The organism is Pseudophaeobacter sp. EL27, from assembly GCF_900313025.1.
In the GTDB taxonomy this organism is placed as follows: Bacteria; Pseudomonadota; Alphaproteobacteria; order Rhodobacterales; family Rhodobacteraceae; genus Pseudophaeobacter.
Map to the genome: position 1 here is coordinate 228,540 of NZ_OMPQ01000011.1, position 20,193 is coordinate 248,732.

At 55.8% G+C, this 20,193-nt stretch carries 23 protein-coding genes; 12 read left to right on the forward strand and 11 right to left on the reverse strand.

What is annotated here, in order from left to right:
* The first annotated feature begins 97 nt into the window (after positions 1-97).
* The gene (locus ED661_RS13515; RefSeq protein ID WP_122074441.1) at positions 98-1,222 is read left to right on the forward strand and encodes an alpha/beta hydrolase; all 1,125 of its coding nucleotides are present in this window, start codon (positions 98-100) and stop codon (positions 1,220-1,222) included.
* An 18-nt stretch (positions 1,223-1,240) separates the two neighbouring features.
* Here ED661_RS13515 and ED661_RS13520 read toward each other — a convergent pair whose 3' ends face one another.
* The 3 genes from ED661_RS13520 to ED661_RS13530 are packed head-to-tail and all read right to left on the reverse strand — an operon-like array spanning position 1,241 to position 3,569.
* A complete protein-coding gene (locus ED661_RS13520) occupies positions 1,241-1,840 on the reverse strand; it encodes a Smr/MutS family protein (protein WP_122074442.1) in 600 nt (199 codons plus the stop codon).
* Entirely contained in the window at positions 1,840-2,907 is a 1,068-nt protein-coding gene (locus ED661_RS13525; RefSeq protein WP_122074443.1) for a murein transglycosylase A, read from the reverse strand. Before ED661_RS13525 ends, ED661_RS13520 begins: the two co-directional genes overlap by 1 nt.
* 5 nt (positions 2,908-2,912) lie before the next feature.
* The gene (locus ED661_RS13530; protein ID WP_122074444.1) at positions 2,913-3,569 is read right to left on the reverse strand and encodes a Tim44/TimA family putative adaptor protein; all 657 of its coding nucleotides are present in this window, start codon (positions 3,567-3,569) and stop codon (positions 2,913-2,915) included.
* 116 nt (positions 3,570-3,685) lie between these two features.
* Between ED661_RS13530 and ED661_RS13535 the strand changes: the two genes are divergently transcribed.
* Positions 3,686-4,216, forward strand: a complete 531-nt coding sequence (locus tag ED661_RS13535; protein WP_122074445.1) for an FxsA family protein — start codon at positions 3,686-3,688, stop codon at positions 4,214-4,216.
* A 91-nt stretch (positions 4,217-4,307) separates the two neighbouring features.
* Entirely contained in the window at positions 4,308-4,793 is a 486-nt protein-coding gene (gene secB / locus ED661_RS13540) for a protein-export chaperone SecB (RefSeq protein WP_122074446.1), read from the forward strand.
* A gap of 76 nt (positions 4,794-4,869) precedes the next feature.
* Here the strand turns inward: secB and dnaQ are convergent, their stop codons facing one another.
* The 4 genes from dnaQ to ED661_RS13560 are packed head-to-tail and all read right to left on the reverse strand — an operon-like array spanning position 4,870 to position 7,610.
* Positions 4,870-5,598 (reverse strand): DNA polymerase III subunit epsilon, encoded by a 729-nt coding sequence (dnaQ, locus tag ED661_RS13545; protein ID WP_122074447.1) that lies wholly within the window; start codon positions 5,596-5,598, stop codon positions 4,870-4,872.
* On the reverse strand, positions 5,591-6,184 hold the full coding sequence (gene coaE / locus ED661_RS13550; RefSeq protein ID WP_122074448.1) for a dephospho-CoA kinase: 594 nt from the start codon (positions 6,182-6,184) through the stop codon (positions 5,591-5,593). Before coaE ends, dnaQ begins: the two co-directional genes overlap by 8 nt.
* Positions 6,181-7,014 (reverse strand): shikimate dehydrogenase, encoded by an 834-nt coding sequence (locus tag ED661_RS13555; protein ID WP_122074449.1) that lies wholly within the window; start codon positions 7,012-7,014, stop codon positions 6,181-6,183. Before ED661_RS13555 ends, coaE begins: the two co-directional genes overlap by 4 nt.
* Positions 7,011-7,610, reverse strand: a complete 600-nt coding sequence (locus ED661_RS13560) for a nucleoside triphosphate pyrophosphatase (RefSeq protein WP_122074450.1) — start codon at positions 7,608-7,610, stop codon at positions 7,011-7,013. Before ED661_RS13560 ends, ED661_RS13555 begins: the two co-directional genes overlap by 4 nt.
* A gap of 412 nt (positions 7,611-8,022) precedes the next feature.
* Here ED661_RS13560 and ED661_RS13565 point away from each other — a divergent pair, with 412 nt between their 5' ends.
* The 7 genes from ED661_RS13565 (at position 8,023) to ED661_RS13595 (ending at position 15,474) form a co-directional block, all read left to right on the forward strand.
* On the forward strand, positions 8,023-8,478 hold the full coding sequence (locus tag ED661_RS13565) for a CopD family protein (protein WP_122074451.1): 456 nt from the start codon (positions 8,023-8,025) through the stop codon (positions 8,476-8,478).
* Between the two features lie 188 nt (positions 8,479-8,666).
* Positions 8,667-9,938: a transcription termination factor Rho gene (gene rho, locus ED661_RS13570; protein WP_122074452.1), complete on the forward strand. Its 1,272-nt coding sequence runs from the start codon at positions 8,667-8,669 to the stop codon at positions 9,936-9,938.
* Between the two features lie 32 nt (positions 9,939-9,970).
* Entirely contained in the window at positions 9,971-11,260 is a 1,290-nt protein-coding gene (mnmE, locus tag ED661_RS13575; protein ID WP_122074453.1) for a tRNA uridine-5-carboxymethylaminomethyl(34) synthesis GTPase MnmE, read from the forward strand.
* A 12-nt stretch (positions 11,261-11,272) separates the two neighbouring features.
* Positions 11,273-13,147 (forward strand): tRNA uridine-5-carboxymethylaminomethyl(34) synthesis enzyme MnmG, encoded by a 1,875-nt coding sequence (gene mnmG / locus ED661_RS13580; RefSeq protein WP_122074662.1) that lies wholly within the window; start codon positions 11,273-11,275, stop codon positions 13,145-13,147.
* On the forward strand, positions 13,144-13,764 hold the full coding sequence (rsmG, locus tag ED661_RS13585; RefSeq protein ID WP_122074454.1) for a 16S rRNA (guanine(527)-N(7))-methyltransferase RsmG: 621 nt from the start codon (positions 13,144-13,146) through the stop codon (positions 13,762-13,764). The genes mnmG and rsmG overlap by 4 nt, the downstream gene beginning before the upstream one ends.
* Positions 13,757-14,566 carry a ParA family protein gene (locus ED661_RS13590; RefSeq protein WP_122074455.1) on the forward strand — a complete coding sequence of 270 codons (810 nt, stop codon included), beginning with the start codon at positions 13,757-13,759 and terminating at the stop codon, positions 14,564-14,566. Before rsmG ends, ED661_RS13590 begins: the two co-directional genes overlap by 8 nt.
* 14 nt (positions 14,567-14,580) lie before the next feature.
* On the forward strand, positions 14,581-15,474 hold the full coding sequence (locus ED661_RS13595; RefSeq protein ID WP_122074456.1) for a ParB/RepB/Spo0J family partition protein: 894 nt from the start codon (positions 14,581-14,583) through the stop codon (positions 15,472-15,474).
* Here the strand turns inward: ED661_RS13595 and ED661_RS13600 are convergent, their stop codons facing one another.
* The 4 genes from ED661_RS13600 to rph are packed head-to-tail and all read right to left on the reverse strand — an operon-like array spanning position 15,475 to position 18,324.
* Positions 15,475-15,828 carry a YbaN family protein gene (locus tag ED661_RS13600; protein WP_122074457.1) on the reverse strand — a complete coding sequence of 118 codons (354 nt, stop codon included), beginning with the start codon at positions 15,826-15,828 and terminating at the stop codon, positions 15,475-15,477.
* A gap of 24 nt (positions 15,829-15,852) precedes the next feature.
* Positions 15,853-17,007 (reverse strand): radical SAM family heme chaperone HemW, encoded by a 1,155-nt coding sequence (hemW, locus tag ED661_RS13605; RefSeq protein ID WP_122074458.1) that lies wholly within the window; start codon positions 17,005-17,007, stop codon positions 15,853-15,855.
* Positions 17,000-17,614: an RdgB/HAM1 family non-canonical purine NTP pyrophosphatase gene (gene rdgB / locus ED661_RS13610; RefSeq protein ID WP_122074459.1), complete on the reverse strand. Its 615-nt coding sequence runs from the start codon at positions 17,612-17,614 to the stop codon at positions 17,000-17,002. Before rdgB ends, hemW begins: the two co-directional genes overlap by 8 nt.
* The gene (rph, locus tag ED661_RS13615) at positions 17,611-18,324 is read right to left on the reverse strand and encodes a ribonuclease PH (protein WP_122074460.1); all 714 of its coding nucleotides are present in this window, start codon (positions 18,322-18,324) and stop codon (positions 17,611-17,613) included. The genes rdgB and rph overlap by 4 nt, the downstream gene beginning before the upstream one ends.
* A 143-nt stretch (positions 18,325-18,467) precedes the next feature.
* Between rph and hrcA the strand changes: the two genes are divergently transcribed.
* Both hrcA and ED661_RS13625 read left to right on the forward strand, forming a co-directional pair.
* Positions 18,468-19,535 carry a heat-inducible transcriptional repressor HrcA gene (gene hrcA, locus ED661_RS13620; protein WP_122074461.1) on the forward strand — a complete coding sequence of 356 codons (1,068 nt, stop codon included), beginning with the start codon at positions 18,468-18,470 and terminating at the stop codon, positions 19,533-19,535.
* Positions 19,536-19,546: 11 nt separating this feature from the next.
* Positions 19,547-20,107 (forward strand): nucleotide exchange factor GrpE, encoded by a 561-nt coding sequence (locus ED661_RS13625; protein WP_122074462.1) that lies wholly within the window; start codon positions 19,547-19,549, stop codon positions 20,105-20,107.
* The last annotated feature ends 86 nt before the right edge of the window (positions 20,108-20,193 follow it).

The window sequence follows — 20,193 nt, forward strand, 5'->3', positions numbered from 1 at the left end:
CCCCTCGGTGTGACCTGGTAGAGAGCTGTTTTCATTTGGCTATAGGCTTGCTAGCCTATGGCCAATTCACCCTGGTCAAATTCACCATAGGTTACTTATGATTTTCTTCCGTATTGCTGCTGGTCTCAGCCTTTGTCTGACCCTGGGCTGTACGGATCGTAGCCTGTCTCCGGTCACGCCCGAGGCCCTGACTGTTGGTACTCCAAAAACCATCTTTGTTGCCACCAACCGGGCCGAACTGCCGGATGGATCCTTTGGGCCGGAACGGAGCGAAGACTACAGCCTGTTGGAACTGACGGTCTCTATCCCGCCAAACCATACGCCGGGGATGCTGGAGTTTGGCTATGCAAACCCAGATCCCGAAACCGAATTCACCCTGGCTGCGCGTCATCAGTTCCAAGAGTTATCAGATTTTGATCGCCGCCTCAAAACCGAGTTAAACCAATACCCTCCTAATGAGCGGGACGTGCTGGTTTTTGTGCATGGCTTTAATAGCACCCAGACCGAGACCGCCTTTCGCGCGGCGCAGTTAGCCCATGATCTGAATACGCCGGGGGCTACAATTGTCTATTCCTGGCCAAGCCTGGGTAGCCCGCTAGGCTATGCCTATGACGGCGACAGCGTCCTGTTTGCCCGCGATGGGTTGGAGCGGCTTTTGCGTCACCTGAAAAAGGCCGGAGCAAGGCGGATCGTTCTGGCAGCGCATTCCATGGGGTCTGTACTGGCAATGGAGGCCCTGCGTCAAATCGAAATCAGATCACCCAATTGGTCGGAGCAAAGCCTTGCTGGGGTAATTCTGCTGTCACCAGATCTGGATCTCGATGTGTTCCGCAGCCAGCTGCAGCAATTCCAAAAGGTGCCGGAACCCTTTGTGGTCTTTGTATCGAGGAAGGACACGATTCTGAACATTTCCAGACGTATCCGCGGCACCCACAGCCGCGAGCGTCTGGGAAGTCTGAGCTCAATCGATGCAGTCTCTGACTTGCCGATAGAAATCATTGACACCACAGCCTTTGCGGAAAATGCAGGGTCCGGCCATTTTGTAACCGCAACCTCACCCACGTTTCTCGCCCTGTTGAACGAAGCACAGGCAACCGAAGATGCCTTTGATACAAGGCCTCAGGTGGTGGCAGAGTTCACCGAAATCCTGCCAACAACCGTTATCGACAAAGATATGGTCGGCGCGGCCCAATTGGTCACCTTTACTGGCGGCGAGCGCTGAACCAGCCAGGATTCAGGCCTAGCGGGTGCGCCGCAGGTAGACGTAATAGGCGCCCTCTCCGCCATGGGTGACATGGGATTGAGTAACCTGCAAAACCGCCTGGGCCAGCGGCGGTAGCGCCAGCCATTGGGGCACGTGGTGGCGCAAAACGCCGCGCGGCACCGGTATCGGGCCGGGCGTGTCGCGGTCCTTGCCTTTGCCTGTGACCACCAGAACCAAGCGCTTCCCCGAGGCCTGAGCCGACAGGATGAACCGGGTGAGCGCCGGATGAGCGCTATCCACCCGCATGCCATGCAGATCAAGCTTGCCTTCGGGTTTCAACTTGCCGCGTTTCATCCGACGAAAGGCCTTTTCATCCATCTGCAATGGGCTTGCCGCCAAGGCCTTGCCAGGTGTGGGCTTCAGACTGTGACGCTGCGGTTTTGGCTTGGCCCGACTGCCCAGTTCAAAGGCCTCCAGAAAACTCTCGGGACGTACCTGAGGCGCCTTTGCCGGTTTGGGTTTTGGCAGCGGCAGGCTGGGCGGAGTGGAATGGCTGCCCGGATGCAGCCGCTCGGCGTGTTCCACCACCTGATGCCACAGATCCACCTCTTCAGAAGTCAGTTTGCGCCTGCTCATCAGTAGTCTTCCGGAACCAGCGCAAAGGCGCGTTGAATTGGCAGCAACACAACCATCCGGCCCGGATCGCGCAGCCGACCTGCGGCCTGACCTGCGCTATCGCCAGTGCCGTAAAAAACATCTGCGCGCTGTGCGCCCTTGATAGCCGATCCGGTATCCTGCGCAATCATCAAGCGCCGCATCTGGGTTTCGCCGTCCTTTTCCATCCAGACAGGCGCGCCAAGCGGCGTAAATTTGGGATCCACCGCCAGGGTGCGCAGGGCTGTCACCGAGCGGTTCATGGCGCCAAACGGGCCTTTGGAAGGGCGGATTTTGCGAATTTCACGGAAGAAGACATATGAGGGGTTGTGCAACAGCAGCTCGCGCCCGGCAGCCGGATTGCGTCGGACCCAGGCCTTGATCACCTGGGCGCTGACCTGATGCGCCTTGTAGATGCCACGGCGCACCAGTTCTGTACCGATGGAGCGATAGGGATGGCCATTGGCGCCACCATAACCCACCCGCAGCATGCCGCCACCGTTCAGGCGAATGCGGCCAGATCCTTGAATTTGCAGAAAGAACAGCTCAACCGGGTCATCAACCCAGGCGATCTCCAACCCGCGCCCCTGCATCACTGGCCCGTTCAGAATATCGCGGCGCGGCAACCAGGGATTGCTGTGTTTTGCCTCAGGCGGCATCCGGTAAACCGGGTAGCGAAAGCGCGAGGTGCGATAGCGGGACCCATCCAGCTCCGGTTCAAAATAACCTGTGAACAGGCCGGGGGTGCCATCTTCGATCAGCACCGGCCGAAAGAACAGCTCGAAAAAACTGCGCGCCCCCACTGCGCCTTCCGTCTGGGAAGCGGACTGCGACTGGGATTGCGCCAAAGCACAAAGGTTCTGCCAGTCCTGATCCTTGAGATCAGGGCAGGTTTCCAGAAAGACCTTGAGAGCCGCGGCGTGATTGTCTTTCTCCCAGCCCTTCAGCTGAGAGAAATCCAACATCTCATAGGTGGTTTCGGCGCCTGCGCCTGTGGCCATCATCGCAGCCCCTGCAAGAACCGCAGCCCGGAAAAGATCCCGGAGCATTGCACTCACCCGTCCGTGGCGACCAACTGCCAGTTTGGATCATCACCACCCATGCTGCGGGCAAAGACCCAGATATCTTTCTGGCGTTTGATCGCTTTGGCATCGCCTTCGACGATTTCACCTTCGCGGTTGCGCACAACCGAGGTCAGCTCTCCGACAAAACGCATGGTCAGTTCGGCAACGCCGGTGGTTTCATCAAAGATCGCATCCACCACAGCGGTTTCACGCACCCCGATGAACTCCGCCTCGATGGTCAAACCCTGATCTTCGCGCTGTGCAACGGCCTCGACAAAGCTGTCAAAAACATCCTCGGCAAGAAAGTTCTGAATATCGTCCAAGGCACCCTGCTCAAATCCCATCAGGATCATTTCATAGGCGCTGCGGGCTCCCTGAACAAATTCACCCACCTGGAACGAAGGCTCGACCCGCTTCATTGCTGCCAGCGCCTTTGCCTGTTCCGACCCTTCTTCGACATAGTCGGTAATGTCGCGGTCCGGTCCGCCCTCGATCACTTCGAGGTCCGGTCCATTGCTGCGCTTTTGTGAAGGGGCAACCTGTGGTTTCTCAAACCCTTCGCGTGTGCCCAGAACGCTTCTGAGACGCAGGATCAAAAACACCGCAATGCCGGCCAAAACCAAAAGACTAATCAAAGGCGACTCCATAAGAACCTCTCGCTGGATATTCCAAGCCCGATTTGAAACCCGGGCGTTCTCTCCTTATGTAGGGGGTCAAGGGTGGCAAGTCTACCGTCCAGCGTATGTTCAGAGGAAACCGCTAAATGTATCTTTTTCTCGCCTTTCTGATGGTGCCTCTCATTGAAATTGGCCTGTTCATCCAGGTCGGCGGCGCGATTGGTCTGTGGCCGACTTTGGCCATCGTGGTGCTGACTGCGGTGCTGGGCACCACCCTCGTGCGCTCGCAGGGGCGACTGGCGATGGGACAGATGCGAAACTCCTTTCAGACCCTGTCTGATCCGGCCGAACCGTTGGCCCATGGGGCGATGATCCTATTTGCCGGCGCGCTCTTGTTGACGCCTGGCTTTTTCACCGATGCCTTTGGATTTGCGCTGCTGATGCCGCCGGTGCGGATCGCGGTCTATCGCTACATCAGCAAGCGGGTCACGGTGGCGCAGTTCCAGATGGGATCGGGCACCATGCATGGATCCGGTATGCCAGGGCAGGGGCAACCGCGCAGCGGGCACCACGCGCAGCATCCGGGACAGGGTGATGTCATTGACGGTGATTTTGAGGAGGTGACGCCAAGGAAGCCCAATCAAAAGCCATCAGGCTGGGTCGAAGGGCCAAAATAAACCGTCACATCCCTGTGGTTGTTCCTAGCCGTTGAGATACCGGAACCAAGCTGTTAAGCACGGTCCAAACTGATTTTTTAGGAGTATCTCAATGGCCGAGAATGGCGCAAACGGGGGCGCACAGCAGCCCCAGGTCCAGATGAATATCCTGGGTCAATACATCCGTGACATGTCCTTTGAAAACGTCATGGCCCAAAAAGGCGCCGGTGGCGAAGTTCAGCCCGACGTCAATGTTTCGGTCAACCTGGATGCCAAGAAACGTTCGGTTGAGAACCAGTATGAGGTCATGACCAAGCTGAACATCGAGTCCAAGAACAAAGAGGGCGGCGACGTTCTGTTTGTGCTGGAGATCGAATATATCGGCGTCTTCAACATCGAAGGTGTGCCAGAAGACCAGCTGCACCCCTTCCTGCTGATCGAATGCCCCCGCATGACCTTCCCCTTCCTGCGTCGCATCGTGTCGGACATCACCCGTGACGGTGGCTTCCCGCCGCTGAACCTGGACAACATCGACTTTGTCGCGATCTACCGGAACGAACTGTCCCGCCGTCAGGCCGAGGCCGCTCCGCAGCAGTAATCTGCGCAGAGATGAAAACAAAAACGCCGTTGACCCATGTCAGCGGCGTTTTTTATTTATCGAAAGCAGGGTCTCTCTAGCCCTGTTTTTGGTTCCAAAGGGCATCTTCACCCATTTTGGCAACAAAGGCCTCATGCGCCTCGGCCTCTTGTGCGGTCAAACGGGACGACAGCGGGGTCGGGCGTGGGGCAGGGCGCCAATCCTCGACAACCTGGCCACCAGAGCTGGCGGTTGTGGAGAGGCCAAAGTCCGGCTGGCGTCCACCAATGAGCTCCAGATAGACATCCGCAAGAATTTCGGAATCGAGCAGAGCGCCGTGCAGGGTTCGGTTGCTGTTGTCGATATGAAACCGGCGGCACAGGGCATCCAGCGTGGCCGGTGAGCCGGGGAAGCGTTTGCGGGCAATCGCCAATGTGTCCAGCGCCTGCTCCATTGGCAGTGTGCGCAGGCCCATCCGGTCCAGCTCGAAGTTGAGGAACTTCATATCAAAGCTGGCGTTGTGGATCACCATCTGTGAATCCCGCACAAAATCCAGGAAGGCCTGGCCAAATTTGGCAAAGACTGGCTTGTCGCGCAGGGTGATCTGACCTTTTTCCGGTTTTTGCGGCGGTTCCAGCAGGTCTGGCCCGATACCATGCACACCAAAGGCCTCCTGCGGCATGCCGCGTTCGGGGTTGATATAGACGTGAAAGGTCTCGCCCGTTGGCATGTGGTTGAGCAGCTCTACGGCGCCGATTTCGACGATGCGATCGCCGGAAAAAGGATCAAAACCTGTGGTCTCAGTATCGAGAACGATTTCACGCATCTTTTGCTGTCTTTCTGATCTGGTCCAGGATTGCCCGCACCTGAGTTTCGGCATGGTCCAGGGTATCAGTTTCGATAATGAAATCCGACCGGGCACATTTTTCGTCGATGGGCATCTGTTTTGCCAGGATCTGTTCGAACTGAGCTTCCGTCATGGTGCCGCGCTCCAATACCCGCGCCCGCTGGGTGGCTGCGTCGACCCGCACACAGGCCACAGCATCCATGGCAGCGTCACCGCCGGTTTCAAACAGCAGCGGAATATCAAAAACCAGAACATCGCTGGTTGCCTGATCCCGAAAGGCCTGCCTGTCCGCCGCCAGTAGCGGATGAACAATTGCCTCTAGCTGGGCAAAGGCTGCGGGATCTTTAGCGAGGATCTGTTTCAAAGCCGCACGGCTGACGGCTTCCTCAACAATGGCGGAGGGAAATGCCGCCCGCATCGGGGCAACAGCTGCGCCACCAGCAGCATAAAGCCGATGCACCGCTGCATCCGCGTCCCAGATGGCACAGCCCATCTGTTCAAACAGACCGGCAGTGGTGCTCTTGCCCATACCGATGGAACCCGTCAGCCCAAGATGAAATGTCATCGCAGAGCCGCCGCGCGCGTGGCGGTATCCACATCAGGACGCTGACCAAACCAACGTTCAAAACCGGGAACCGCCTGATGCAGCAGCATGCCCAAGCCATCAACCACAGTGCAGCCGACGTCTTCGGCGGCCTGCAACAGATCGGTTTTAAGAGGGGAGTAGATCAGATCGGTGACAACCATATTTGGCTTTAACCCATCCAGTGGCACCCGCAGGCGCGGTTTGCCAACCATGCCAAGCGAGGTGGTGTTCACCACCAGGGCTGCATCTTCGATAATATTGCCAGCCAATACCCAGTCCACAACCTGAATACGCTTGCCAAATTCTTTCTGAAGCTGCTCAGCCCGTTCACGGGTACGATTGGTCAGCAGGATTTCCGGCACGCCAGCCTCGATCAGAGAGGCAACAACCGCACGACAGGCCCCGCCGGCGCCCAACACCGCCGCCGGTCCGCTCGCCGGAACCCAATCCGGGGCACCCTGGTGCAGGTTGGTGATAAACCCATAACCATCTGTGTTATCAGCCAGAATGCTGCCATCACTGCGAAAAATGATAGTATTGGCCGCACCCATCAGTTTGGCCCGGTCGGTGACCTTATCCGCGATCTTCATCACCGCTTCTTTGTGCGGGATGGTGACATTGACACCGACAAACCCCGCCTTGGGCAGGGTCCGGATCACCGTCTCCAGATCTTCCGGTTCCACATGCATCGGGACATAGTGTCCGGCTATGCCATGCGCCTTGAGCCAATGTGTTTGCAACTGTGGCGATTTGGAATGTGCCACAGGGCAGCCGATCACGCCGGCCAGAGGGATCTTTTTATCGCTCATTGATCAATTACACCCTGTAGTCCCAGATAGTTGAGCAGTTCCACCAGAGGTAGTCCCAGAACATTAAAGTAACTCCCTTCAATGTTGGAAAACAAGCGCACGCCTTCCTCTTCCAGTTTATAGGCCCCAACGGCATGTTGAATGCTCTGCCAATTGCGCGCCACATAAGAGGAAAGATAGCCATCCGAACAGTCGTGCATCCGCAGCCGCACCTGTCCCACATGACGCCAGATCGGTTCTCCGTCACGATAGATCACCGCGGCAGACAAGAGCATGTGTCGTTTTCCACGCATGGCACTAAGCTGCGCCAGCGCTTCCTCTTCGGTTTTGGGCTTTGACAGCAGCGCCCCTTCAAAATCGAGCACCTGATCACAGCCCAAAACCAGCGGTCCTGGGTTCTTCATGCTCACCTTGCGCGCCTTTGCCTCGGCCAGGGCATCGGCAATATCACGCGGGCCGGCCCCTTCCGCCAAAAGTGCGGCTTTGATCGCTTCTTCATCGACGCGGGCCACCTGGACCTCAAAGGGCACGGCGGCCTGACGCAGAAGCTGGGCACGGATCTCGGAACCGGAAGCCAACAGGATGTGGGCAGACATGTGGAAAACCCCATGGAAAAGATGCGCAAGTTTGTAGGATGGTTTGTATGGTTTTCCGAGGTTTTAGCAAGTGCACAGGAAAACCCAAAATTCCACGAAAGGATCCGCTGATTCCTCCGCCGTGGATTGGGATAACTCGTGAAACCGGGATATCTGTGATCTCCCCGATTCCTCCAAGGGTTATCCCCATAGTAATCTTAGTTAACAGAAGGTTAATTTCCCTTATTTCTAAGTGCGTTAACCAAAGTGTCACCAATGTGGCGACATTGGGGCAGTATATCTATCCACCTTGGGGATAAGGCGGTGAAGGACTGAATAATCCACTGAAATCCATGCCCCTACAAAAACATCATCCTTTAAATCTTTCTTTATTATTATAAGGGTGGCCTAACAAAGCCCGAGAGAGAGACCGATGGACCTGACAGACTGGATGTTCACCCTCTACCCATATGCCAAATCGCTGCACATCATGGCGGTGCTCAGCTGGATGGCGGGTTTGTTCTATCTCCCACGCCTGTTCGTGTATCACGTGGAGCAGGCTGAGAAGGTTCCTGAAAGCCTGTCGATCTTTGTCACCATGGAACAGAAACTGCATCGTTTCATCATGCGCCCGGCAATGATGGCGACCTGGGGGGCAGGCTTGTTCATGGCGGCAACCCCAGGATTGGTCGATTGGGGCTCTGTGTGGCCCTGGAGCAAGGCTCTGGCGGTAATTGGCATGACCTGGTTCCACTATTGGCTTTTGATGCGCCAGCGGGACTTTGCTGCGGGTCAGAACAAACTCAGTGGGCGGCGCTATCGCATGATGAATGAAGTCCCGACGCTGTTGATGGTGGTGATCGTGGTCTCGGTGATCTTCAAGTTCTGATGGGTGCAGGTCACTGGCAGGCTCAAGACGCTCACAGAGCGGCTGTAGCGCCTCTGGAGAGGCTGTTTGACTTATCAGCCCTCAGCCCCTATGTATGGCCCCCAACAGGCCCGTCCGGGCACTTGTGTTCTCCGAACTTGATAATAGCAGCACTCCCCAAATAGCCGGGGCAAAAAGGCCATATATTGATGACCGTCGAATCCCTCAATCTTTCTGATCTCAAGGCGCAAAGCCCCAAGAACCTTCTGTCTATGGCCGAAGAGCTGGAGATCGAAAACGCCTCGACCATGCGCAAGGGCGAGATGATGTTCCAGATCCTGCGTGAACGCGCGGATGAGGGCTGGGAAATCGGCGGCGATGGCGTTTTGGAAGTTTTGCAGGATGGATTCGGTTTCCTGCGCTCGCCCGAGGCCAACTATCTGCCGGGTCCGGATGATATCTATGTTTCGCCGGATATGATCCGCAAACATTCGCTGCGCACTGGTGACACCATCGAGGGCCAGATCAAGGCGCCACTGGAGGCAGAGCGTTACTTTGCCATGACCAGCGTGACCAAGATCAACTTTGAAGATCCTGAAAAGGCGCGTCACAAGATTGCCTTTGACAACCTCACACCGCTCTACCCGGATGAGCGTCTGAAGATGGAAGTCGAAGATCCAACGCTGAAAGACCGTTCTGCCCGTGTGATCGATCTGGTAGCGCCCATCGGCAAGGGTCAGCGTTCGCTGATCGTGGCGCCGCCACGCACCGGTAAGACGATGATTTTGCAGAACATCGCAAACTCGATCGAGAAGAATCACCCAGAATGCTATCTCATCGTTCTGCTAATCGACGAACGCCCCGAAGAAGTCACCGACATGCAGCGCTCGGTAAAGGGGGAGGTTGTCTCCTCCACCTTTGATGAGCCGGCAACGCGCCACGTTGCGGTGTCTGAAATGGTCATTGAAAAAGCCAAGCGTCTGGTCGAACATAAGCGAGATGTTGTTATCCTTCTCGATTCGATCACAAGACTTGGTAGGGCGTTCAACACGGTTGTGCCGTCTTCTGGTAAGGTTCTGACCGGTGGTGTAGATGCCAATGCCCTGCAACGTCCCAAACGTTTCTTTGGCGCCGCCCGGAACATCGAAGAGGGTGGCTCGCTGACCATTATCGCCACCGCACTGATCGATACGGGCAGCCGTATGGATGAGGTTATCTTTGAAGAATTCAAAGGTACTGGTAACTCTGAACTGGTTCTGGACCGCAAGATTGCCGACAAACGGGTCTATCCTGCCATCGACATCCTCAAATCCGGCACCCGGAAAGAGGAGCTTTTGGTGGACAAGGGCGATCTGGCAAAGACCTTTGTATTGCGGCGTATCCTCAACCCGATGGGCACCACCGATGCAGTCGAGTTCTTGCTGGGTAAGCTGAAACAAACCAAATCCAATTCGGATTTCTTTGATTCAATGAACACCTAACAGCTCAAGGCCAGTTAAAGAGGAAGGCCAAGATGGATACGATCTTTGCACTGGCCTCCGCACAGGGGAAGGCTGGGGTCTCAGTCATTCGGATTTCCGGTCCTCTGGCTCTAGACGCTGCCAATCAGATTTGTGACCGCCCTTTGCCTGCGAAAGGGCGGGGGCTGCGCTGTCTGCTGGATCTGGATGGCGATCATCTGGATGAAGCTTTGGTGTTGAGTTTTGCCGCGCCGGCCAGCTTTACCGGTGAAAATATTGTTGAATTTCAGGTACATGGAAGCACATCAGTTGTTTCCGCTGTATTGGATCGACTGACCAAAACCCCTGATCTTCGCCTGGCTGAACCCGGTGAATTCACCCGTCGCGCGATGGAAAATGGCAAGCTGGACCTGGCCCAGGTCGAAGCATTGGCCGATCTGATTGATGCGGAAACCGAAGCGCAGCGTAAACAGGCCCAGGTGGTACTGTCTGGCGGCCTGGGTGAGCTTGCCGAAAGATGGCGGGTCGATCTAATCCGCGCGGCTTCCCTTATCGAGGTCACCATTGATTTTGCCGATGAGGATGTCCCCGTTGATGTCACACCTGAGGTAACAGCCCTGTTGAATGCGGTTGCACAGGATTTGCAGGCAGAGACAGAGGGCGTCAAAATTGCCGAGCGTATCCGGGACGGGTTTGAAGTGGCCATCATAGGCGCACCAAATGTTGGGAAGTCTACGCTTCTGAATATGTTGGCCGGACGCGAGGCGGCGATTACCTCTGAATATGCCGGCACGACACGGGATGTGATTGAGGTCCGAATGGACCTTAGTGGTCTGCCTGTCACACTATTGGATACCGCCGGCATCAGAGAGACCGATGATCATGTCGAGGGCATCGGAATAGAACTGGCCCGTAAGCGGGCGGAACAGGCGGACCTGCGTGTGTTCCTGGTCGAACCCGATGAAGCCATTGATTTGGAAATGAAGCCCGGAGATATTCGCCTTCGACCCAAGGCCGACAGGCGTGGGGAGGATACCACTGGCTCGATCTCTGGGAAAACGGGGCAGGGGGTCGATCACCTTGTTATGCATATCTCAGAAACGCTGAAGGATCGCTCTACTCAGGTTGGCGTTGCAACACGCACCCGACACCGTGAGATGATGTTGGCAGCCCTGCATAGTTTGAACCAAGCGCAGCTTGTTTTGGAACGTGGATCAGAGTTTTATGAAATTGCAGCTGAAGATATACGGTCAGCTGTTCGATCCCTGGAAATGCTGGTGGGTCGTGTTGGCGTCGAGAATCTCCTTGATGAGATCTTCTCCAGTTTCTGTCTTGGAAAATAGGGAGTGTTTCACGTGAAACATTCGGATTTTGATGTTGTGGTTATTGGTGGCGGTCACGCGGGAACCGAGGCGGCCCATGCTGCCGCGCGAATGGGTGCACAAACCGCTCTGATCACTTTGATCCGCAAGGGTATCGGCGTGATGTCCTGTAACCCCGCCATTGGCGGCCTGGGAAAGGGACATTTGGTCCGAGAGATTGATGCCATGGATGGCGTCATGGGGCAGGTGGCTGACCTCGCCGGCATTCAATTCAGGCTTCTAAATCGGCGCAAAGGCCCTGCAGTTCAGGGGCCACGCGCTCAATCTGATCGCGGTATCTATCAACGCGAGATGCTGAAACGTACAGAAGCACAGGAAAACCTTCAGATCATTGAAGGGGAAGCCACAGACCTCCTGATGCAGGGACAGCGGGTAACGGGCGTAGTCCTCGCTGATGGGAGTGAAATTCACAGCAAATCTGTAATTCTGACCACTGGAACCTTCCTGCGCGGTGTGATCCATATCGGGGATGTGTCCAAGCCTGGCGGACGCATGGGGGATCGTCCCTCTGTCAAATTGGCTGAGCGGCTGGACAGCTTTGAGCTGCCAATGGGGCGTTTAAAGACCGGTACTCCTCCGCGACTGGACGGACGCACAATCAAATGGGACATTTTGGAAGGGCAGCCGGGGGACGAGGATCCAACGTTTTTCTCCTTCATGACCAAGGAATTGTCGGCCAAGCAAGTTGTCTGTGGAATCACCCATACCAACGAAACGACCCACGAGATCATTCGCAAAAACCTTTCTCGTTCTGCGATGTACGGGGGGCATATCGATGGTGTTGGTCCAAGATATTGCCCTTCTATCGAAGACAAGATTGTCAGATTTGCGGATAAGACCTCCCACCAGATTTTTTTGGAGCCTGAAGGCGCCACGGACCATACGGTCTACCCAAATGGTATTTCGACCAGCCTGCCAGTGGAGGTGCAGCTAGACTATGTTCGCTCCATCGTAGGCCTTGAAAACGCAGAAATTCTGCAACCCGGATATGCGATCGAGTATGACTATATCGATCCACGAGCGCTCTCCTTGGATCTTTCGTTGAAAGATATCCCAGGTCTTTACCTTGCAGGGCAGATCAACGGAACGACAGGTTACGAAGAAGCAGCAGCTCAGGGGTTGGTTGCTGGGCTAAGTGCAGCAGCAAAGTGTCGCGACCTGGAGCCCGTAAAGTTTGGACGTTCAAACAGCTATATTGGCGTCATGGTTGATGACCTGACCACGCATGGTGTTACCGAACCCTACCGGATGTTTACTTCACGGGCAGAATTCCGACTATCCTTGCGGGCAGATAACGCTGATCAACGGCTTACGCCCTTGGCTATTGCAGTAGGGTGCATTTCTGATGACAGGAAAGCTGCATTTGAAGCAAAGGTAGAGCGTTTGGAAGCAACCAGAGCTGTTCTGGAGCGATCTGTCTTTACGCCAAAACAGATCGCTGAGTCTGGGATTTACGTTAACCAGGATGGAAATAAGAGAACTGGTTTTGAAGTCTTGGCCTTTCCTGATGTCAAATTCGAAAATCTGATTTCTTTGTTGCCTGAGTGTGATGAGACGGATGCTGTTACGAGGCGACAGCTGGAGCGAGATGCGCTCTATGTGCATTACATTGCTCGGCAAGAAAAGGAGATTGCAGCTGTCAAACGGGATGAGGGCCATGTAATTCCTGATGGGTTTGACTATAGCACGATCGAAGGCCTGTCGGCGGAGCTACAGCAAAAGCTGTCTTTGGCACGTCCTGAAACCTTGGCAAAGGCCAGCCGAATCAATGGTATGACTCCCGCAGGGCTGGCTTTGGTGTTGGCACGGTTGCGAAAGAATATGCGGTCACAGGAGAAAGTTGGATGAGCGATAGGGAGCTTTTGGAAGGGCTGAATGTTTCACGTGAAACAATTGAACGTTTGGAAAAGTTCGAAGAGGTATTGCTCAAATGGAATCCGCGAATCAATCTTGTCTCCAAGAATAGCCTCGCAGACCTCTGGCAGCGGCATATCGTTGATTCAGTTCAGGTCTTTACCTGTGTGAAAGATTCAGGCAAGTCCTGGGTGGATATAGGCAGTGGCGGTGGTTTTCCTGGGATTGTTGTGGGCATTATGGCTGCAGAGTATTCGCCAAAGACCAAGGTCACTTTGATCGAAAGTGATCAGCGCAAATCTGCATTCCTTCGAACTGCTGCGCGAGAGTGCGGGGTACCCGTCACTGTGCTAAATCAACGGATTGAACAGGCAGAGCCGCAAGGGGCACAGATCCTTTCCGCCCGCGCGGTTGCAGACCTGGATGCACTTCTTGAGTTTTCAGAGCGACATCTTGCCGAAGATGGCATGGCGGTGTTCCCAAAAGGGGCAAGTTGGAAAAAAGAAGTGGATAAGGCTGCAGAGCGATGGAGATTTGATGTTGAACAGATTACAAGTTTAACTGAGACTGAAGCAGTTATTCTAAAGATCAAGGGGGTCACTCGTGCCTGATTTATCCCGCCCAGATGGGCCACGAATTATCGCGGTTGCTAATCAAAAGGGCGGGGTGGGTAAGACAACGACAGCAATCAACCTTGCTGCGGCCCTGGTTGAGACAGGTCTGCGGGTTCTGGTGGTAGATCTGGACCCGCAGGGGAATGCGTCAACCGGCCTAGGGATCGACAGTGCGGATCGCGATGCCACTACATATGATCTGCTTGTTGATGATGCTCCGCTAGATGAAGTGATTCGAACTACAGAAATCGAAGATCTCTGCGTTATTCCCGCGACTGTAGACCTGAGCTCAGCTGATATTGAGCTTTTCGCCAATGAGAAGCGGAGCTTTCTGTTGCATGACGCGCTGCGGCAGACGGCGATGGATGAATATGATTGGGACTATGTGCTAATCGACTGCCCGCCGTCGCTTAACCTTTTGACCGTGAATGCCATGGTTGCATCGCATTCTGTGCTGATCCCATTACAAAGTGAGTTCTTTGCCCTGGAGGGGGTCTCGCAACTGTTGTTGACCATCCGAGAGGTCCGACAATCTGCCAACCCCGGTCTGCGGATTGAAGGGGTTGTGCTCACCATGTTTGACCGACGTAATAACCTGTCGCAGCAGGTTGAACAGGATGCACGCGATAATCTGGGCGAGCTGGTGTTTGAAACAAAAATCCCGCGCAATGTTCGGGTCAGCGAAGCGCCATCCTATGCTTTGCCTGTGCTTAACTATGATAGCAACTCTTTGGGCGCGCGGGCCTACCGGGCCCTGGCGGAAGAGTTGTTGTCGAATAACCAATCAGTCGCGGCGTGAGAGCGGAGTAGAGAATGTCAGAGAAAAGAAACAAGCCTCGTGGATTGGGTCGTGGCCTGTCAGCATTGATGGCGGATGTGAACCCCGAGCCCGTCAGCACCGAGGGTAAGGCCCCGCGCAATGCAGAGATCCTGGTGCCGATTGAAAAGGTAATTGCCAACCCGGATCAGCCGCGTCGACAATTCCTGCAGGAAGATCTTGATGATCTGACGGCTTCGATCAAGGAAAAGGGTGTTCTGCAGCCTCTGATCGTTCGGCCCCGCGATGGCGATATGTATGAAATCGTTGCGGGCGAACGCCGCTGGCGTGCCGCCCAGGCCGCGCAACTGCATGAGGTTCCTGTGCTTATCCGGGACTATTCGGATGTTGAGATGATGGAAGTGGCCATCATTGAAAACATCCAGCGATCGGATCTGAACGCGATGGAAGAGGCCCATAGCTATAAACAGTTGATGGAGCGCTTTGGCCATACCCAGGAACGTATGGCAGAAGCCCTGGGAAAAAGCCGCAGCCATATCGCCAATCTGGTGCGCCTATTGCATCTGCCAGAGGATGTACGGGCGCTGGTGCATGAGCGCAAACTGTCAGCGGGTCATGCCCGTGCGCTGATCACTTCCGACAATGCCTCTGAATTGGCGGGTAAAATCGTCAAAGGTGGTTTGTCAGTCAGGGCCACAGAAGCATTGGTGAAAAAGGATGCCGCAGGGCTCCAAGCTGGCGCCCCACGCAAACCACGCACGGCGGCCGAAAAGGATGCCGATACCAAGGCGCTTGAGGGGGATCTGTCCGCCATCCTGCGGATGAAAGTGTCGATCGATCATAAGGCTGGCGGTGAAAGTGGATCCGTTACAATCAGCTATGAGACGCTGGATCAGCTGGATGATATTTGCAATATCCTCAGCAAATAATCATGTGCTGGGGCGGGTCCAGATGAAGGTCAGAACCGCTGCCAGAACAACGATCTGAATGAGCACAACATGGGAGGGCGCTCCCAGTACAAGTGACAGTAACAGAACGGCGGCAATCGATATGGTTGCCGCCTTTTTTGCGGCTGGACGGATGGCGCCGCGTTCATTCCAATCCAGGATCATCGGGCCAAATACCCGATGGCCGATCAACCAGGAATGCAGCCGTTCGGATGAGTTGGCAAAGAAGAAGGCCGCGAGCAGAAGAAAGGGAACGGTGGGCAGGAGGGGAAGAACAATTCCGATGACGCCAAAAGCCAGAGAGAGTAATCCTAGCCCGGCATAGAGAAATCTCATCTGTTCAATCCAACTCTAAATGGGTCAATCAACCAATAGCTCACGCAGCACCGCGTTCAGGACTGCACGCCCTTGATCTGTCGCGCGAATTACCTGATCCGATGTAGTCACCATGCCAAGATTAACAAGGTCCTCAACTCGCTCTTGCGGCAGTTCTTGACCAGATAGGGCAGTATAGCGGGGGATGTTCATTCCCTCGGTCAGGCGCATCGACATCATCATGTATTCAATCGCTGTGTCTTCTTGCGGCAGGGCCTGACACAGGCTTTCACCAGAGCCCTCTGACACCGCCTTGAGCCAAGCGCCGGGGGCACGATGGGTCTCAGTGGCGTAGCGTTGACCCTTGTGTGTCACACGTCCATGGGCACCCGGACCAATGCCGAGGTAATCGCCATAGCGCCAGTAGATCTGGTTATGACGGGATTCTTCGCCGGGGCGGGCATGGTTAGAGATTTCATAGGCGGGCATGCCATGGGCAGCGCAGATCTCTTGCGTCGCTTGGTACATATCGGCGGCGGTATCATCCGTGGGTAGGTTGCGCAGCTTGCCACGGGCATAGCGGTCGCCAAAGGCGGTGCCTTCCTCGATGGTCAGCTGGTAGAGCGACAGATGATCAATCGCCATATTGAGGGCCTCGGAGAGTTCAGCCTGCCAGTGTTTCAGGTCCTGACCCTGCCGGGCATAGATCAGATCAAAGCTAACCCGGTCAAAACAATTGCGGGCAATGTCGAATGCAGCGCGGGCCTCGGTGACGGAGTGGATACGTCCCAGGCGGCGCAGATCTTCGTCGTTCAGGGCCTGAATGCCCATTGAGATCCGGTTGACGCCGCCATCTCGGTAGCCGGCAAAACGTCCTGCCTCGACCGAGCCGGGATTTGCTTCAAGTGTGATCTCTATGTCATTGGCAAAAGGCCAGATTTCACGTGCGCCCTCGATCACTGCTGCGACGGTTTCGGGCATCATCAGTGACGGCGTACCACCACCAAAGAAAATCGAGTTCAGAACCCGGTCTTCCAGCCCCTGAGAGACTCTTTTGAGTTCGCTCAGATAGGCTCTAACCCAGGCCTTTTGGTCTATTTTCGCGGTGACATGACTGTTGAAGTCGCAATAGGGGCATTTGGCCTGACAGAAGGGCCAGTGTACATATAGGCCAAAGCCCCCATGACGCCAATCATCCACTGAAGCATCCTTTGACAAAGGCGCTGACCGCGCGGCCACGGTGGCTGATGCGGTTCTTCTCGGCCTTGTCCATCTGGGCGCAGGTCACGTCATAACCTTCGGGCATGAACATGGGATCATAGCCAAAACCGCCTTCGCCACGAATGGGCCAGACCAGATCGCCAGCCATCACGCCTTCAAAAACCTCGTCATGCCCATCCGGCCAGGCCAGCACCAGGGTGCAGCGGAACTGGGCAGAGCGCGGGGCATCGGGGCCTTTTGCGGTGATTTCATCATTGGCACGGGTCATCGCCATCATGAAGTCGCGGCCATTTCCGGTCTCGGCCCAATCGGCGGTATAGACACCGGGGGCACCATCCAGGGCATCAATGGTGATACCGCTGTCGTCAGACAGGGCAGGGAGGCCGGTGGCCTTTGCCGCAGCATGGGCCTTGATGCGGGCATTGCCGACAAATGTATCTTCGGTCTCTTCCGGCTCCGGAAGATTCATTTCTGCCGCGCCGATAACTTTGACACCAAAGGGCGCAAGGATCTCGGTGATCTCCTGCAGCTTTCCTGCGTTGTGAGTGGCGACCAGAATCTGGTCGCCTTCAAACTTGCGGGTCATGCGCAGGCCGCCTTTTGCAGCGCGGTCAGCTCAGCGGTGCCTTTTTCGGCCAGATCCATCAGCTGGTTCATCTGATCGCGCGAGAACATCGAGCCTTCAGCGGACATCTGAACTTCGATCAGCTTGCCAGAGCCGGTCATAATGAAGTTGCCGTCAACGCCAGCCTCGGAATCCTCGGGGTAGTCCAGATCAAGCACGGGCTGGCCGGCATAGATGCCGCAGGAAATCGCGGAGACCGGATCGATCAGCGGATCAATTTTGACGTCACCAGCTTTCATCAGCTTGTTCACCGCCAGACGCAGCGCAACCCAGCCGCCGGTGATTGCCGCACAGCGGGTGCCGCCATCGGCCTGCAACACATCGCAGTCGATGGTGATCTGGCGTTCACCCAGGGCAACGCGATCAACACCGGCCCGCAGGGCACGGCCAATCAGGCGCTGAATTTCAACGGTGCGGCCACCCTGTTTGCCGGCAGCTGCTTCGCGGCGCATCCGGGTATTGGTAGCGCGGGGCAACATGCCGTATTCAGCAGTGACCCAGCCGAGGCCGGACCCCTTGATGAAAGAGGGCACCCGGGGTTCCAGGCTGGCAGTACACAGCACATGGGTTTCGCCCACTTTGATCAGGCAGGAGCCCTCGGCATGTTTGGTGAAACCTGTCTCGATCGAAACGGGGCGCATTTCGTTTAGTTCTCTATTGGAGGGGCGCATGGGTTATCCTTTTTTTGCTGCTCTTCCGATAGCCGCCGGGAGTGCGGGGATGCAAGCATGATTGACCTTTTCCCTTATCGCTCTTTAATACAAATTGGAGCACGGGCTTCCTCAAATTACAAAGCTGAACCGTAAAATCGCAGATGACTGACGCCAAAGAAATTCTCAGTGATATGAACGACCGCTCCCGCGAGGTGTTCCGGACGGTTGTCGAAAGCTATCTGGAAAGCGGTGAACCGGTTGGCAGCCGGACCCTGACGCGATCGCTGAATGAGAAGGTCAGCGCCGCGACGGTGCGCAATGTGATGCAGGATCTGGAGTTTCTGGGCCTGCTGGACAGCCCCCATGTCAGCGCTGGTCGTATTCCGACCCAGCGGGGATTGCGGATGTTTGTTGATGGGTTGCTGGAAGTCGAAGACCTGAAATCCCAGGACCGGGAGAAGATTGACGCCACTCTGGGTAAGAACGCCGGCGATGTTGGTGGCATGTTGGACCGGGTTGGCTCGGCGCTGTCCGGGGTCACTCAGGGTGCGTCGTTGGTTTTGACGCCCAAACAGGAAAGCGAAATCCGCCATATCGAGTTTGTCTCATTGGCGCAGGACCGTGCATTGGTGGTTTTGGTGTTCTCTGACGGCCATGTGGAAAACCGCCTGTTCACACCGCCCCCGGGACAAACCCCAAGTTCGATGCGTGAGGCGGCGAATTTTCTCAATGCGCTGATTGAGGGCCGCACGCTGAGCGGTGTGCGCCGTGACATGCAGAAAGAGATTGATGCGCGCCGCCAGGAGATCGACGTGCTGGCGCAGGACATGATAGAGAGCGGGCTGGCGGCCTGGGAAGAAGACGACAGCGAAAAGGCGCGTCTGATTGTGCGGGGCCGGGCGAATCTTTTGGGCGAAGGTGGTGGCGAGCCAGCCGAGCTCGACCTCATCCGCAGCCTGTTTGATGACCTGGAACGCAAGCAGGATATCGCTGAATTCCTTGAACTGACCGAAGACGGCGAGGGTGTGCGCATTTTTATCGGTTCAGAGAACAAACTTTTCTCACTTTCGGGTTCCTCTTTGGTGGTCTCTCCCTATATGAACTCGGATCGAAAGATCATTGGTGCGGTTGGGGTGATTGGCCCGACTCGCCTGAATTACGGACGGATTGTGCCGATTGTGGATTACACGGCGCAACTGGTTGGGAAATTGCTTTCTGACCGGAGCTAGAGGTTGAAAATATGGCAGAGCCCAGAAACGACGATTTTTTGGACGATATCGCAAATGTCGAGGCGGAAGAGCTGGCGGCGGAAATGGCTGAAATGGACGATGCTGCGATTGAGCTGGATGAGCTGCGGGCAGAGCGGGATGAGTACAAGGACCGCTTTATGCGCGCCCTGGCGGATGCAGAGAATTCCCGCAAACGCGGCGACAAGGCCCGTCGCGAAGCGGAGCAGTATGGCGGATCCAAACTGTCGCGCGATATTCTTCCGGTGTTTGACAACCTAAAGCGTGCGGTTGAATCGGCCTCTGAGGAGCAGAAGGAAGTTTCTGCGGCTCTGATCGAGGGTGTCGAGCTGACCCTGCGTTCCCTGTTGGGTGTCTTTGAAAAACACGGCGTGCGGATTGTGTCACCGCAGGTGGGGGATCGCTTTGACCCTCAGGTACATGAGGCGATGTTTGAGGCGCCGGTTCCAGGTACCAAGGCCGGTGAGATCATTCAGGTCTCGGCTGAGGGCTTTATGCTGCATGACCGTCTGCTGCGTCCGGCGCAGGTTGGGGTTTCTTCGACCCCTGCGTGAAGTTGATCGCAGGTTGAACGGGCCCAATGGGCCCGTTGCCTGCGGCGCGAATATTTTTGGAAAGATGATAGAGCGGCGCCTTTTGG